Annotated in this window: 13 protein-coding genes; 9 read left to right on the top strand and 4 right to left on the bottom strand. The window is 63.7% G+C overall.

Annotated features, from left to right (window positions below):
- The first annotated feature begins 120 nt into the window (after positions 1–120).
- The 8 genes from tkt (at position 121) to IEC33019_RS21645 (ending at position 7,312) form a co-directional block, all read left to right on the top strand.
- The gene (tkt, locus tag IEC33019_RS21680; protein ID WP_099593902.1) at positions 121–2,118 is read left to right on the top strand and encodes a transketolase; all 1,998 of its coding nucleotides are present in this window, start codon (positions 121–123) and stop codon (positions 2,116–2,118) included.
- Between the two features lie 187 nt (positions 2,119–2,305).
- Positions 2,306–3,367, top strand: a complete 1,062-nt coding sequence (gene epd, locus IEC33019_RS21675; protein ID WP_070090539.1) for an erythrose-4-phosphate dehydrogenase — start codon at positions 2,306–2,308, stop codon at positions 3,365–3,367.
- A gap of 12 nt (positions 3,368–3,379) precedes the next feature.
- A complete protein-coding gene (locus IEC33019_RS21670; RefSeq protein ID WP_070090538.1) occupies positions 3,380–4,543 on the top strand; it encodes a phosphoglycerate kinase in 1,164 nt (387 codons plus the stop codon).
- 32 nt (positions 4,544–4,575) lie between these two features.
- Positions 4,576–4,791, top strand: coding sequence for a hypothetical protein (locus IEC33019_RS21665; protein ID WP_070090619.1), 216 nt, complete (start codon positions 4,576–4,578; stop codon positions 4,789–4,791).
- A 78-nt stretch (positions 4,792–4,869) separates the two neighbouring features.
- A complete protein-coding gene (locus IEC33019_RS21660) occupies positions 4,870–5,199 on the top strand; it encodes an MliC family protein (RefSeq protein ID WP_070090537.1) in 330 nt (109 codons plus the stop codon).
- 99 nt (positions 5,200–5,298) lie between these two features.
- Complete coding sequence (gene fba / locus IEC33019_RS21655; protein ID WP_070090536.1) at positions 5,299–6,363, top strand: class II fructose-bisphosphate aldolase; 1,065 nt, start codon at positions 5,299–5,301, stop codon at positions 6,361–6,363.
- A gap of 139 nt (positions 6,364–6,502) precedes the next feature.
- The gene (locus IEC33019_RS21650; RefSeq protein ID WP_070090535.1) at positions 6,503–7,003 is read left to right on the top strand and encodes a M48 metallopeptidase family protein; all 501 of its coding nucleotides are present in this window, start codon (positions 6,503–6,505) and stop codon (positions 7,001–7,003) included.
- Positions 7,004–7,015: 12 nt separating this feature from the next.
- Entirely contained in the window at positions 7,016–7,312 is a 297-nt protein-coding gene (locus IEC33019_RS21645; protein WP_070090534.1) for a winged helix-turn-helix domain-containing protein, read from the top strand.
- 34 nt (positions 7,313–7,346) lie between these two features.
- Here the strand turns inward: IEC33019_RS21645 and IEC33019_RS21640 are convergent, their stop codons facing one another.
- Positions 7,347–7,799: a GNAT family N-acetyltransferase gene (locus tag IEC33019_RS21640; RefSeq protein ID WP_070090618.1), complete on the bottom strand. Its 453-nt coding sequence runs from the start codon at positions 7,797–7,799 to the stop codon at positions 7,347–7,349.
- Positions 7,800–8,022: 223 nt separating this feature from the next.
- Here IEC33019_RS21640 and IEC33019_RS21635 point away from each other — a divergent pair, with 223 nt between their 5' ends.
- Positions 8,023–8,760: a substrate-binding periplasmic protein gene (locus tag IEC33019_RS21635; protein WP_070090533.1), complete on the top strand. Its 738-nt coding sequence runs from the start codon at positions 8,023–8,025 to the stop codon at positions 8,758–8,760.
- Positions 8,761–8,809: 49 nt separating this feature from the next.
- Here the strand turns inward: IEC33019_RS21635 and yccS are convergent, their stop codons facing one another.
- The 3 genes from yccS to dbpA form a co-directional block, all read right to left on the bottom strand.
- A complete protein-coding gene (gene yccS, locus IEC33019_RS21630) occupies positions 8,810–10,993 on the bottom strand; it encodes a YccS family putative transporter (protein ID WP_070090532.1) in 2,184 nt (727 codons plus the stop codon).
- A gap of 129 nt (positions 10,994–11,122) precedes the next feature.
- Positions 11,123–12,304 carry an NAD(P)/FAD-dependent oxidoreductase gene (locus IEC33019_RS21625; RefSeq protein WP_070090531.1) on the bottom strand — a complete coding sequence of 394 codons (1,182 nt, stop codon included), beginning with the start codon at positions 12,302–12,304 and terminating at the stop codon, positions 11,123–11,125.
- Between the two features lie 123 nt (positions 12,305–12,427).
- Positions 12,428–13,765 carry an ATP-dependent RNA helicase DbpA gene (dbpA, locus tag IEC33019_RS21620; protein ID WP_244509662.1) on the bottom strand — a complete coding sequence of 446 codons (1,338 nt, stop codon included), beginning with the start codon at positions 13,763–13,765 and terminating at the stop codon, positions 12,428–12,430.
- Positions 13,766–13,861: the final 96 nt, after the last annotated feature.

The raw sequence follows: 13,861 nt of genomic DNA, 5'->3' as shown, positions 1-13,861 counted from the left end.
GCCCAAAGACAGGAAAAATACCCAACTGCGACCATCCGTCATTGCCCCCAGCCCCGCCTGTGGGCGAAAATGGCGGCCTTTTTCGTTTCACTACCTTTTCAAGCCCCAGGAGACTCAGCGATGCCCAGCCGTCGTGAACGTGCCAACGCCATTCGTGCCCTCAGCATGGATGCCGTGCAAAAGGCCAACAGCGGCCACCCAGGTGCCCCCATGGGCATGGCGGATATCGCCGAGGTGCTTTGGCGCGATTACCTGAAGCACAACCCGAGCAATCCGAAATTCGCCGACCGCGACCGTTTCGTGCTGTCCAATGGCCACGGCTCGATGCTCATCTATTCGCTGCTGCACCTGACCGGCTACGACCTGTCGATCGACGACCTCAAGGCCTTCCGCCAACTGCACAGCCGCACCCCGGGCCACCCGGAGTACGGCTACACCGCAGGCGTCGAGACCACCACCGGCCCGCTGGGCCAGGGGATCGCCAATGCCGTGGGCTTCGCCCTGGCGGAAAAAGTGCTGGCGGCCCAGTTCAACCGTGACGGCCACACCATCGTCGACCACAACACCTATGTGTTCCTGGGCGACGGCTGCATGATGGAGGGTATCTCCCACGAAGTCGCCTCCCTGGCCGGCACCCTGGGCCTGAACAAGCTGATCGCCTTCTACGACGACAACGGCATCTCCATCGACGGTGAAGTGCACGGCTGGTTCACCGACAACACGCCGGCGCGCTTCGAGGCGTACAACTGGCAGGTGATCCGCAACGTCGACGGCCACGACGCCGACGAGATCAAGACCGCCATCGAGACCGCACGCAAGAGCGATCGCCCGACCCTGATCTGCTGCAAGACCATCATCGGTTTCGGCTCGCCGAACAAGCAGGGCAAGGAAGACTGCCACGGCGCACCGCTGGGCAACGACGAAATCGCCCTGGCTCGCAAAGCCCTGAACTGGAACCACGGCCCGTTCGAAATCCCGGCCGACATCTACGCCGAGTGGGACGCCAAGGCTGCCGGTGCCAAGCTCGAAGCCGACTGGAACCAGCGTTTCGATGCCTACGCCAAGGCCTATCCTGAGCTGGCTGCCGAATTCAAGCGCCGTGAAAGCGGCGAGCTGCCAGCCGACTTCGCCAAGAAGGCCCAGGCCTACATCAACGAAGTCGCTGCCAAGGGCGAGACCATCGCCAGCCGCAAGGCAAGCCAGAACGCCCTGAACGCTTTCGGCCCGCTGCTGCCGGAGTTCCTCGGCGGCTCGGCTGACCTGGCCGGCTCCAACCTGACCCTGTGGAAGGGCTGCAAAGGCGTCAGTGCCGACGATGCCAGCGGCAACTACGTCTTCTACGGCGTGCGCGAATTCGGCATGACCGCCATCATGAACGGCGTCGCCCTGCACGGTGGCCTGGTGCCTTACGGCGCGACCTTCCTGATGTTCATGGAATACGCCCGCAATGCAGTGCGCATGTCCGCCCTGATGAAGCAGCGCGTCATCCATGTCTACACCCACGACTCCATCGGCCTGGGCGAAGATGGCCCGACCCACCAGCCGATCGAGCAACTGACCAGCCTGCGCAGCACGCCGAACCTGGACACCTGGCGCCCAGCCGACGCGGTGGAATCGGCCGTGTCCTGGAAGCAAGCCCTGGAGCGCAAGGACGGCCCATCGGCGCTGATCTTCTCGCGCCAGAACCTGCAGCACCAGGAGCGCGACGCCCAGCAGATCGCCGACATCAGCCGCGGCGGCTACGTGCTCAAGGACTGCGCCGGCGAGCCTGAACTGATCCTGATCGCCACCGGTTCGGAAGTGGGCCTGGCGGTTCAGGCATTCGACAAGCTGACCGAGCAAGGCCGCAAGGTGCGCGTGGTTTCCATGCCGTGCACCAGTGTGTTCGACGCCCAGGACGCTGCCTACAAGCAGTCCGTGCTGCCGCTTGAAGTGAGTGCGCGCATCGCCATCGAGGCCGCCCACGCGGACTTCTGGTACAAGTACGTGGGCCTGGAAGGCCGCGTCATCGGCATGACCACCTATGGTGAGTCGGCGCCGGCCTCCGCACTGTTCGAGGAGTTCGGCTTCACCCTGGAAAACATCCTGGGTACCGCCGAAGAACTCCTGGAAGACTGATGTGAAACGGAGGGCGGTGACGCCCTCCAGGTTGTGCAAGGCGAGGGCTTTGCCCTCGATCGGGACACAAGGCCGCTCCTACAGGGTGTTGCGCATGCAGCCTCCTGTAGGAGCGGCCTTGCGTCGCGATGGGCCGCAAAGCGGCCCCAGGCAGTGGTCATTAACGTATGTGTTCGTGAGTCCTCTGATGCCCCATCCGCGTCCCTACAAAGTTGCACTCAACGGTTACGGCCGTATCGGTCGTTGTGTCTTGCGCGCACTGTTCGAGCGAGGGGCGAATGCCGGCTTCGAGATCGTCGCGCTGAACGACCTGGCCGACCAGGCCAGCCTCGAGTACCTGACCCGTTTCGATTCCACCCATGGCCGCTTCCCCGGCGAGGTGAGGGTCGATGGTGACTGCCTGCACATCAATGGCGACTGCGTGAAGGTCCTGCGCAGCGCCACCCCGGAAGGCATCGACTGGGCGGCGCTGGGCGTCGACCTGGTGCTGGAGTGCTCCGGAGCCTACAACACCCGAGCCGATGGCCAGCGTTTCCTCGATGCCGGCGCGCCTCGGGTACTGTTCTCCCAACCGATGTCCAGTGACGCGGATGTCGATGCCACGGTGGTCTATGGCATCAACCAGGACTGCCTGAGCGGCGATGAACGCCTGGTGTCCAACGCCTCCTGTACCACCAACTGCGGCGTGCCGCTGCTGCGTGTGCTGGACCAGGCGTTCGGCATCGAGTACGTGTCGATCACCACCATCCACTCGGCGATGAACGACCAGCCGGTAATCGACGCCTATCACCACGAGGATCTGCGTCGTACGCGTTCGGCGTTCCAGTCGGTAATTCCGGTGTCCACTGGTCTGGCGCGCGGCATCGAGCGCCTGCTTCCGGAACTTGCCGGTCGAATCCAGGCCAAAGCCGTACGCGTGCCGACCGTCAACGTGTCGTGCCTGGACATCACCTTGCAGACCGCTCGCGACACCAGCGCGGCAGAGGTCAACCGGGTGTTGCGCGAGGCCGCGCTGACCGGCCCGCTCAAGGGGCTGCTGGCCTACACCGAGCTGCCCCATGCCAGCTGTGATTTCAACCACGACCCGCATTCGGCCATCGTCGATGCCAGCCAGACCCGTGTTTCCGGCCCTCGCCTGGTGAACCTGCTGGCCTGGTTCGACAACGAATGGGGGTTCGCCAACCGTATGCTCGACGTTGCCGGTCACTTCCTGCACGTCGTACACCAAACCCGCACCAAACAGCCCTGAAGGACTGCATTCATGACCGTGTTGAAGATGACCGACCTCGACCTGCAAGGTAAGCGCGTACTGATCCGCGAAGACCTCAACGTCCCTGTGAAAGACGGTGTGGTAGCCAGCGATGCGCGTATCCTGGCTGCGCTGCCGACCATCAAGCTGGCCCTTGAAAAAGGCGCGGCCGTGATGGTTTGCTCGCACCTGGGTCGTCCGACCGAGGGCGAATTCTCCGCCGAGAACAGCCTCAAGCCAGTCGCCGACTACCTGAGCAAGGCCCTGGGCCGCGAAGTGCCGCTGGTCGCCGATTACCTGGACGGTGTCGAGGTCAAGGCCGGTGACCTGGTGCTGTTCGAGAACGTTCGCTTCAACAAGGGCGAGAAGAAGAACGCCGACGAGCTGGCGCAAAAGTACGCGGCCCTGTGCGACGTGTTCGTCATGGACGCCTTCGGCACCGCCCACCGCGCCGAGGGCTCGACCCACGGCGTTGCCAAGTTCGCCAAGGTCGCCGCTGCAGGCCCGCTGCTGGCTGCCGAGCTCGATGCCCTGGGCAAGGCCCTGAAGGCCCCGGCCAAGCCGATGGCCGCCATCGTCGCCGGCTCCAAGGTGTCCACCAAGCTGGACGTGCTCAACAGCCTGAGCACGGTCTGCGACCAACTGATCGTCGGTGGCGGCATCGCCAACACCTTCCTCGCCGCGGCTGGCCACAAGGTCGGCAAGTCGCTGTACGAGCCGGACCTGGTCGAGACCGCCAAGGCCATCGCCGCCAAGGTCAGCGTGCCGCTGCCCGTGGACGTGGTCGTTGCCAAGGAATTCGCCGAGAGTGCCGAGGCCATCGTCAAGTCCATCGCCGATGTAGCTGATGATGACATGATCCTGGACATCGGCCCGAAGACTGCCGAACAGTTCGCCGAGTTGCTGAAGTCGTCCAAGACCATCCTGTGGAACGGCCCGGTCGGCGTGTTTGAATTCGACCAGTTCGGCAACGGCACCAAAGTGCTGGCCAAGGCCATCGCCGACAGCGCCGCCTTCTCCATCGCCGGTGGTGGTGACACCCTGGCGGCCATCGACAAATATGGCGTCGGCGCTGATATCTCCTACATTTCTACCGGTGGCGGCGCGTTCCTCGAATTCGTCGAAGGCAAGGTCCTGCCCGCCGTGGCTATCCTGGAAGAGCGGGCCAAGGCCTGAGCATGGCGGCGCTTGGCAAAGGGAGCGACCTGATGGTCAAGCAATTGCCTGTGATGATCCTGGCCTTGTTGCTGGGCGCCTGCTCCAGTAAGTCTGCCGACACCGAGCCGTCGCAGCCACCCAAGGGCGGCTGCTACCAGTCTCAGTGGCAGGCGGAGACGGCGCCGGTCATCAACAAGCGCATTGGCCCGGAAGGCCTGGAAAAGTATGACGACGAACACCAGCGCCAGGCACCGGGCTGCCCTTGATCGGGCGCCAGGCAACCAAGGTTGGGTTTTGTGGTCTTGGATTAGGGCCGCGTAGCGGATCCACGACGAGGTTTTTGGATGAAAGCGCTTCTGGCCGCATTGGCCCTGGCGACCCTGGCAGGATGCTCGCTGCTGCAGCCGGCGCAACCGGCTCCGGCGGATAACTGGACCCGCTGGGTCTGCGACACCCAGACCGAAGTGCTCTGGCGCTTCGCCGATGCCACGCAAGATTCGGTCGACGTACGCCTGGGTGGCGGCGACCAGGTCTATCGGCTCAAGTCCGAGCCGGGTGCCTCCGGTGCGCTGTACAGCGACGGGGTACTGGCCTTCCACACCAAGGGCGACGAAGGCCTGGTGTATTGGGTGGCGACCAATGATCTGATTGGGCGGGGCTGCAAGGCACCGTGACTGGCCGGGCCGCGACGGCGGCCCACACTACTTGAACAGCAACCGCCCCTGCGGCAGGCTTGCACGAAACAACGACGCTTGTCGGGAGAGAGATACACAATGGCACTCATTAGCATGCGCCAGATGCTGGACCACGCCGCCGAGTTCGGCTATGGCGTTCCGGCTTTCAACGTCAACAACCTCGAGCAGATGCGCGCCATCATGGAAGCTGCGGATGCCACCGACTCCCCGGTCATCGTCCAGGCCTCGGCCGGCGCCCGCAAGTATGCCGGTGCCCCGTTCCTGCGCCACCTGATCCTGGCGGCGATCGAAGAGTTCCCGCATATCCCGGTGTGCATGCACCAGGACCACGGCACCAGCCCTGACGTCTGCCAGCGCTCCATCCAGCTGGGCTTCAGCTCGGTGATGATGGACGGCTCGCTCAAGGAAGACGGCAAGACCCCGTCCGACTACGAGTACAACGTTCGCGTCACTCAGCAGACCGTGGCATTCGCCCACGCCTGCGGTGTGTCCGTCGAAGGCGAACTGGGTTGCCTGGGCAGCCTGGAAACCGGCCAGGCCGGCGAAGAAGATGGCATCGGCGCCGAAGGTACTCTGGATCACAGCCAGATGCTGACCGACCCGGAAGAGGCCGCCGACTTCGTCAAGAAGACCCAGGTCGACGCCCTGGCCATCGCCATCGGTACCAGCCACGGTGCCTACAAGTTCACCAAGCCGCCAACCGGTGACATCCTGGCCATCGACCGCATCAAGGAAATCCACAAGCGCATCCCCAACACCCACCTGGTGATGCACGGTTCCTCCTCGGTGCCGCAGGAATGGCTGAAGGTCATCAACGAATTCGGTGGTGACATCAAGGAAACCTACGGCGTGCCGGTCGAAGAGATCGTCGAAGGCATCAAGTACGGCGTGCGCAAGGTCAACATCGACACCGACCTGCGTCTGGCCTCCACCGGTGCCATCCGTCGCTACATGGCTGCGCACCCGAGCGAGTTCGACCCACGCAAGTTCTTCGCCGAGACCGTGAAGGCCATGCGTGATGTCTGCATCGCCCGTTACGAAGCCTTCGGCACCGCCGGCAACGCCTCCAAGATCAAGCCGATCTCCCTGGAAGGCATGTTCCAGCGTTACGCCAAGGGCGAGTTGGCTGCCAAGGTCAACTGATCAGGCGTCCATGGGGGCTGCTTCGCAGCCCATCGCGGTACAAGGCCGCTCCTACAGGGATGCACAGTCCCTGTAGGAGCGGCCTTGTGCCGCGATAGGGCGTGAAGCGGCCCCTGCTCATCAGGAATGCCGCCGTATCATGACCGCATTACGCTACCTGCAAGCCTACCCGCCTCACCTGCAAGAGCAGGTGCGCCAGATGATCGCCAGCGATCGCCTGGGCGACTACCTGCACCAACGCTACCCCGAGCGCCACGATGTGCAGAGCGACAAAGCGCTGTACAGCTATGCCCAAGACTTGAAACAGCAGTACCTGCGCAGTGCACCTAACCTGGACAAGGTGCTGTTCGACAACCGTCTGGATCTGACGCATCGTGCCCTGGGCCTGAACACGGCGGTCTCCCGTGTGCAGGGCGGCAAGCTCAAGGCCAAGAAGGAAATCCGCATCGCCTCGCTGTTCAAGGACGCGGCACCACAGTTCTTGCGCATGATCGTGGTGCACGAGTTGGCGCACCTGCGCGAACGCGACCACAACAAAGCGTTCTACCAGCTCTGTCAGCACATGGAGCCGGACTACCATCAATTGGAATTCGACCTGCGCGTCTACCTGACCTACCAGGAATTGCCGGGCACTACCTGAGGATCGAGCAGCATGGATGTGAGCAAGACCAAGAGCAGTTTCTACCGGCGGCTCTATGTGGCCTGGTTGATCGACAGCCAGACCGCCACCAGCGTTCCGGCGCTGATGGAAGCCACCGGCATGCCCCGGCGCACTGCGCAGGACACCATCGCCGCACTGGCGGACCTGGATATCGTCTGTGAGTTCGAACAGCAGGCGGGGGCGCGCAATCACGCAGGGCACTACCGCATCCATGATTGGGGTGCCATCGACAAGCAGTGGATCATCCAGCACCTGCGCCAGATCAGGGACGTGTTGGGGTATCCATGACATGAGCGCCCCGGCTGCTCTATGCCCTCTTACCTCAAACCTTGCGCATACCGATATGCGGGATGCCATCCTCGAGGTACTGCTCCCCCGCCACTTCGAACCCATGCCGCGCATAGTAGGCCTGCAGATGTGCCTGGGCTGACAGGTAGATCGGTGTTCCAGGCCAGCAATGCTCGGCGCACTCCAGGCCCTTGAGCAACAGCTGATGGCCCAGGCCGCCACCGCGGGCGGCGGGGGCGGTCACCACGCGGCCAATGACCACATCGCCGCCTTGGGATTGAGGGTCGAGCAGGCGCAGGTAGGCCACCAAACGGTCTTGCTCCCATCCCATCAGGTGCAGCGTATCCCCGCAAAGGTCCTGGCCGTCGACCTCCTGGTAGGCGCATTGCTGCTCCACCACGAAGACTTCGGTGCGCAGTTGCAGGATGGCATAGAGCTGCTCCTTGCCAAGGTCGGTATGGTGCTTGCAGATCCACTCGATGGACATGGGTATGAACTCTTTGAAGGGGCGGTCGATCATCGCAAATCCAGCCTCCGACGACGAGTCGGACATTGCCCAAAAATGGCCTTCGCCACATTCGGCCAAAATAGAGGCTATTTGATATCATTTGTCAGCTGCTGGCCGAGAGGGCTTTGTGTAGTCTGCCCATCCTGTAGTCGTGCGGATCGCCACCATCAGAGTGGATCACCAACTGCGAAAGGACTTGAGCATGCGGTCACTGCTTTGCGCGCTTGGCTTACTGGTAATCGTGCTGGTCACGCCCGCCATGGCGGTCGAGAAGTTGCGTCTGGTGGCCGACAGTTGGCCGCCCTTCACCGACAGTGACCTGCCCGGCGGTGGCTTGGCCACCAGTATCGTCACCGCCGCCCTGACCCGTGCTGGCTATGCCAGCAATGTCGAGCAGGTGCCTTGGGCCAGAGCCCTGATGGGTATTGGCGAGGGCCGCTACGACATCCTCGTCAATACCTGGTACAACGACTCGCGCACGCGTCTGGGCGCGTTTTCCGAGCCTTATTTGACCAACCGCATCCGCCTGCTCAGGCCGCAAGACAAGCCGTTGAGCTACCGACGTTTGGCCGATCTCTACGACTACTCCATTGCCGTGGTGCGGGACTACGCCTATTCACCCGGGTTCGACAGCGACGCGCGTTTGCACAAGGTGGCGGTGCGTAATTTCTCTTCGGCGGTGCGTATGCTGGCGGCGGGAAGGGTCGATCTGACGGTGGAAGACGAGTTCGTCGCGCGCTACAGCCTGCAGCGCGAGACGAAGGAGGTGCGTGAAGCGGTGACCTTCGTGGAGCCTGCGCTGGGCGAGAACAACCTGCACATCCTGGTCAGCCTCAAGCATCCCGAACATCGACAGATCGTCGAGCGGTTCGACCGCGCCATAGCCGCGATGAAGGCCGATGGCAGCTATGCCCGGCTGTTGCGCCAGTACGGGTTCTGAGGCGCGACGCTTTCGCGCGTGAATCCCGGTGCCAAACCGCCGCGAAAGGTCAGTGCGGAGGGTTTTCCTTGATCAGGTGCGCCGCCAGGGTGCGCAGTGGCCCCAACTGGCGGCAGATCAGCGCCAATTGCGTCTGTACCAAGCGCTGGTGTTCATCCAATTCCTCGGGCATCTGCTCCAGGGCGCTGGCCAGGGCTTGCTCGGCATCGCTGTGAATGGCCACGGGTAGGCGCGCGGCCAGGCCATTGGCGATCTCATCGAGGCTGTTGGCCAGGCTCTGTCCGGCGCCATCGATCAACTGCTCGTGAACTTCCGGCGGCAGCGCCGTGTCGCGGTGCGCGCCGAGCCCGGAGAGGTAGCTGAGCAGGGTGTGGGAGAGCACCAGGAAGCGAAAGCCCACATCGGCTTCCTTGCGGAAGTGTCCTGGCTCCATGAGCATGTTGGCCAGCGTGGTCGACAGCGCCGCATCGGCGTTGTGGGCATTGCGGCGGGCCAGGCGGTAGGCCAGGTCGTCGCGCTTGCCATGGGCATACTGCTGCATGATCTGGCGCAGATAGGCACTGGCGCAGGTGAGGGTATTGGCCAGCACTTTGTTCAGACGCCGCCCCTGCCAGTCGGGCAGGAACAGGAACACCGCCAGAATCGCGATCAGGCTGCCCACGAGGGTATCGAACAGGCGTGGCAGGAACAGGCCGTACCCATCGCCGATCTGATTGAAGCAGAACAGCACCATCAAGGTGATCGCCGCTGTGGCCAAGGCGTAGCGGGTGGTCCGGTTGACGAAGAACACCACTCCGGCGACGACGGCGAACATTGACTGGATGATCGGACTGGGGAACAGGTCGAACAGCGCCCAGCCGACGGTCAGGCCAACGGCAGTGCCGAGCACACGCTGCACCAGCTTGCGGCGAGTTGCACCATAGTTGGGCTGGCAGACGAACAGGGTGGTGAGGATGATCCAGTAGCCTTGAGTCGGGTGGATCAGGTGCACCATGCCGTAACCCACCGACAGCGCCAGGGACAGGCGCAGCGCGTGGCGGAATAGCAGCGAGGTTGGAGTCAGCTGGGTGCGTAGGCGGCTCCAGACATCCTTGAGGTTGCGTGGCGAGCGGTCCAGCAGGCTGCTGTCGCTGGCGTCGGCCAGGCTATCGGGGTTGCTGGCGGCGCCCAGCAGGCGGTCCAGGGTCGCCAGGTTGCCGGCCAGCGCCCGCAATGAGCGCAGCAGGCCGCGCCAGGCGGGGTTGCTTTGTTGGCGCAGGTGCTCCAAGGAGGCGTTGAGATCTTCCAGGGCTTCGGCAAAACCGCTGCCGTACACGAAGGGCTGGCGCAGGCGGATCGAATGGGACAGTTGCTGGCAGGCCGAGCCTTGCTGTCGCAACAGGCGCTGACAGCGGAACATCACATCACTGTGGAAGAACGCTTCGGCCAAGGCGTTGTAGGGGTAGTGCGAGGCGCTGACCCGCTCATGGATGTCCTGGGCCAGGAAGTACAGCTTCAGGTAACGGCTGACCTTGGCGTTCGGTTGGCTGTTGCCGACCCGATGCAGGATGATCTCCTTGGCCGCGTTCAGTGCAGCCACCACCTTGCCGTTCTGCTGGGCCAGCTCCAGGCGCCGGGCCTCTAGATCCAGGTTGCGGATCGGCTCGAACAGGTTGGCCTTTAGCTTGAGGTAGCGGCCAAGCTCCATGAACAGCTTCGCCAGGCTCTGCTGTACCGGCTGGTTGGAGAACAGCGCCTGCCACAGCACCGAAAGCAGGCCATACCACGCTGCACCGGCCACCAGCAGTAACGGCTCGTGCCAGAAATCGCTGACCTGCCCGCCGCGCTGGTCCACGCCGATCATGGTGTATACCGAAAGGATCAAGGTCGCCGAGGCAATAGCGCCGTAGCGCTCGCCCAAGGCGCCGAGCATGGTCAGGGCGAAGGCTGCCAGGGCCAGGGCGCCGGCGAAAATCCAGGGGTAGGGGAACAGCAGCTCCACCGACAAGGCGGCGATGGCGAAACACACGAGGGTCACGGCCAGGGCGCTTAGGCGGCCTTGCCAGCCGTCGTCGGTCTCAGCCAGGGCGCTGGCGATGATGCCCAGGAACAGCGGGATCAACAGGGCCATTTCGTCCTGGTACCAGCACAGCGCCATGCTGCCGGTGAGCGCGACCGTTACCCGGATGCTGTAGCTGAATTTGTCTTGGCCCCACAAACGACGCAATGAATGGCGGAACGAGCTCGATGACATGATGGCCTTGGGCTGTGATCGAATGAATACCTTGCGCGCCGTCCGTTTCGGGGCTGCCGTGCAGCCCGGAAACCGGCACCTCAGCACAGACCAGCAAGAAGCGTTCCGTGCTGCTGAAAGGATTCTACTCTACACGAACTGCGCCGCAGCGTTGGCCGAGGCCCAGGCCCACTGGAAATTGAACCCGCCCAGATGACCGGTGACGTCGAGCACTTCGCCGATGAAATACAGCCCCGGGCTCTTGAGCGACTCCATGGTCTTGGACGACACCTCGCGGGTATCGACGCCGCCGAGCGTGACCTCCGCGGTGCGATAGCCTTCGGTGCCGGCCGGCACCAGTTGCCAGGCCGAGAGCTTGTCGGCCACCTGGGCCAGTTCGGCCGGGGTGTACTGCTTCATCGGCTTGGACACGAACCACTGCTCGGCCAGCAGGTTGGCCAGCTTACGGGTGAAGACTTCGCCCAGCAGGGTCTTGAGCTCGCTGTTGGGGCGCTCGGCCTGCTGCTGTTGCAGCCAGCTCAGGGCGTCACGATCAGGCAGCAGGTTGATCTCCACCGTGTCGCCGGCCTCCCAGAACGAGGAAATCTGCAGGATCGCCGGGCCACTCAGGCCGCGGTGGGTGAAGAGCAGGTTTTCCCGGAAGCGGGTGCCGTTGCAACTGGCGACACAGTCCAGCGAAGTGCCGGAGAGTTCGGTACACAGGGCCTTGAGTTGGGGCTCGGTGATGGTGAAAGGCACCAGGCCTGCGCGGGTCGGCAGTAGGGTATGTCCAAACTGTCGGGCGACCTGGTAGCCAAAGCCGGTGGCACCCAAGGTCGGGATCGACAGCCCGCCGGTGGCGATCACCAGGGACTGGCAGGCGAAAGGGCCGGTGGAGGTCTGAAGGCGATAGCCTTCGGCGGTCTTTTCGATCTGCTCGATGCTGGTTTGCATGTGTATCTCGGCGCCGGCTTCGTCGCATTCGGCGAGCAGCATGTCGAGGATGTCGCTGGACTTGTTGTCACAGAACAGCTGGCCGAGCTTCTTCTCGTGGTACGGCACGCCGTGCTTGCACACCAGCTCGATGAAATCCCACTGGGTATAGCGGGCCAAGGCCGACTTGCAGAAGTGCGTGTTCTGCGAGAGGAAGTTGGCCGGCTCAGTGTACATGTTGGTGAAGTTGCAGCGACCGCCCCCGGACATGAGGATCTTCTTGCCCGGCTTGTTGGCGTGGTCGAGCACCAGCACCCGGCGGCCACGGCGGGCGGTGAGCTGGGCGCACATCAGGCCGGCGGCGCCAGCGCCGATGATGATCACGTCGGTGGAATGCACGGTGTAAACCTTTTCTGAAATGACACACTGGCCCCAGTGGGAGCGGGTTTACCCGCGAAGGCGGCAGTGAGCCCACCATCGCATTCGCGGGTAAACCCGCTTCCACAGGCGTCGTGCAAATTTTTAGATGATACGGACTTTCAGGGACCGACCCTTGATCTTGCCGCTGTTCAGGCGCTGCATGGCCTGTTTGGCCACAGCACGCTCCACCGCCACGAAGGCCTGGAAGTCGAAGATGGCAATCTTGCCCACCTGCTTGCCTGGGATGCCGGCGTCGCCGGTCAGGGCGCCGAGGATGTCGCCTGGACGCAGCTTGTCCTTGCGGCCAGCGGCGATGCACAGGGTGGTCATGAGCGGCAGCAGCGGCTCGCCCCCCTTGTGCTTGAGGCTGTCGAGCTGCTCCCAGCGCAGCGGGCGCTTCTGCAAGTCTTCGATGGCCTGGGCGCGGTGGCCCTCGGCAGGGGCGACCAGGCTGATGGCGATGCCCTTTTCACCGGCGCGGCCGGTGCGGCCGACGCGGTGTACGTGGATCTCGGGGTCACGGGCCAGTTCGACGTTGATCACCATGTCCAGCCCGTCGATGTCCAGGCCGCGGGCCGCCACGTCGGTGGCCACCAGTACCGAACTGCTGCGGTTGGCGAACATCGTCAACACTTGGTCGCGGTCGCGTTGTTCCAGATCCCCGTGCAGAGCCTGGGCAACGATGCCCTTGGCAGTGAGGTGGGCGACTACGTCCTCGCACTGCTGCTTGGTGAAGCAGAACGCCACGCACGACTGCGGGCGGAAGTGGCCAAGCACGCGGGTGACGGCCTCCAGGCGCTGCTGTGGGTCGATCTCGATGAAGTGCTGCTCGATCTGGTTGTCGGCGTGCAGGCTCTCGACCTTCACCTGCTGCGGCTTGCGCATGAATTCGGCGGCCAACTGCTCGATGCCGGCTGGGTAGGTGGCCGAGAACAGCAGGGTCTGGCGGCGCGACGGGGTTTTGCCGATGATGCTGGCGATGGCATCGAAGAAGCCCATGTCGAGCATGCGGTCGGCTTCATCGAGCACCAGGGTGTTGAGCCCGTCGAGCACCAGGGTGCCTTTGTCCAGATGCTGCTGGATACGGCCAGGGGTGCCGACGATGATGTGTGCGCCATGCTCCAGCGAGGCGATCTGCGGGCCGAGCGAAACGCCGCCACACAGCGTGAGGATCTTGATGTTGTCCTCGGCACGGGCCAGGCGGCGCAGCTCCTTGGCCACCTGGTCGGCCAGCTCGCGGGTCGGGCACAGCACCAGCGCCTGGCAGCCGAAGTAACGCGGGTTGATCGGGTTGAGCAGGCCGATACCGAAGGCGGCGGTCTTGCCGCTGCCGGTCTTGGCCTGGGCGATCAGGTCCTGGCCCCTGAGGATGACCGGCAGGCTCTGGGCCTGGATCGGCGTCATCGAGGTGTAGCCGAGGGCGTCCAGGTTGGCCAGCATGGCGGCGGACAGCGGCAGAGTGGCAAAGGCGGTGGAATCGGTGGTCACGAGGCGGGCCTGCGTTGCGAAGCGAAAAATGCCGCACAGTCTACCAGC

It is taken from the genome of Pseudomonas putida, from assembly GCF_002741075.1.
GTDB lineage: Bacteria > Pseudomonadota > Gammaproteobacteria > Pseudomonadales > Pseudomonadaceae > Aquipseudomonas > Aquipseudomonas putida_T.
Note: the sequence above shows the minus strand (reverse complement) of the source record. Positions and strands in the feature narration are given on the sequence as shown.

What these genes read in the sequence shown, in the direction of transcription:
- tkt (WP_099593902.1), top strand. Translation starts at nt 121, where the DNA reads ATGCCCAGCCGTCGTGAACGTGCCAACGCCATTCGTGCCCTCAGCATG.
- epd (WP_070090539.1), top strand. Translation starts at nt 2,306, where the DNA reads ATGCCCCATCCGCGTCCCTACAAAGTTGCACTCAACGGTTACGGCCGT.
- IEC33019_RS21670 (WP_070090538.1), top strand. Translation starts at nt 3,380, where the DNA reads ATGACCGTGTTGAAGATGACCGACCTCGACCTGCAAGGTAAGCGCGTA.
- IEC33019_RS21665 (WP_070090619.1), top strand. Translation starts at nt 4,576, where the DNA reads ATGGTCAAGCAATTGCCTGTGATGATCCTGGCCTTGTTGCTGGGCGCC.
- IEC33019_RS21660 (WP_070090537.1), top strand. Translation starts at nt 4,870, where the DNA reads ATGAAAGCGCTTCTGGCCGCATTGGCCCTGGCGACCCTGGCAGGATGC.
- fba (WP_070090536.1), top strand. Translation starts at nt 5,299, where the DNA reads ATGGCACTCATTAGCATGCGCCAGATGCTGGACCACGCCGCCGAGTTC.
- IEC33019_RS21650 (WP_070090535.1), top strand. Translation starts at nt 6,503, where the DNA reads ATGACCGCATTACGCTACCTGCAAGCCTACCCGCCTCACCTGCAAGAG.
- IEC33019_RS21645 (WP_070090534.1), top strand. Translation starts at nt 7,016, where the DNA reads ATGGATGTGAGCAAGACCAAGAGCAGTTTCTACCGGCGGCTCTATGTG.
- IEC33019_RS21640 (WP_070090618.1), bottom strand. Translation starts at nt 7,799, where the DNA reads ATGTCCATCGAGTGGATCTGCAAGCACCATACCGACCTTGGCAAGGAG.
- IEC33019_RS21635 (WP_070090533.1), top strand. Translation starts at nt 8,023, where the DNA reads ATGCGGTCACTGCTTTGCGCGCTTGGCTTACTGGTAATCGTGCTGGTC.
- yccS (WP_070090532.1), bottom strand. Translation starts at nt 10,993, where the DNA reads ATGTCATCGAGCTCGTTCCGCCATTCATTGCGTCGTTTGTGGGGCCAA.
- dbpA (WP_244509662.1), bottom strand. Translation starts at nt 13,765, where the DNA reads ATGCTGGCCAACCTGGACGCCCTCGGCTACACCTCGATGACGCCGATC.